The organism is Nonomuraea corallina (genome assembly GCF_027620315.1).
GTDB classification, from domain to species: domain Bacteria; phylum Actinomycetota; class Actinomycetes; order Streptosporangiales; family Streptosporangiaceae; genus Nonomuraea; species Nonomuraea corallina.
The window spans coordinates 1-477 of record NZ_JAPNNL010000362.1; the positions used below are offsets into that span (position 1 = coordinate 1).

Annotated in this window: 1 protein-coding gene; it reads right to left on the reverse strand. The window is 67.9% G+C overall.

Annotated elements, in window-relative coordinates; genetic code table 11:
* Positions 1–477 (reverse strand): DNA-directed RNA polymerase subunit beta (locus OUY22_RS36705; RefSeq protein ID WP_456299861.1); only part of this gene is annotated, 477 nt, incomplete at both ends.

Genomic DNA, 477 nt, shown 5'->3' on the forward strand with positions numbered 1-477 from the left:
AGAACGTCGTCGGACTTGATGGTCAGGAGCTCCTGCAGGGCGTAGGCGGCGCCGTACGCCTCCAGCGCCCACACCTCCATCTCACCGAAGCGCTGTCCGCCGAACTGCGCCTTACCGCCGAGCGGCTGCTGGGTGATCATGGAGTACGGGCCGGTCGACCGGGCGTGGATCTTGTCGTCGACCAGGTGGAGCAGCTTGAGGATGTAGATGTAGCCGACCGAGATCGGGTACGGGAACGGCTCGCCGGAGCGGCCGTCGAACAGCTGGGCCTTGCCGGTCTCCTGCACCATGCGGTCACCGTCGCGGTTGGGCACGGTGTTCTGCAGCAGGCCGACGATCTCCTCCTCGTTGGCGCCGTCGAAGACCGGGGTCGCGACGTTGGTGCGCGCCTCGACCTTCTCGAAGCCCTTCTCGCGCAGCCGCTCGGCCCAGGCCTCCTCGACACCGGAGATGTCCCAGCCGCGGGCGGCGATCCAT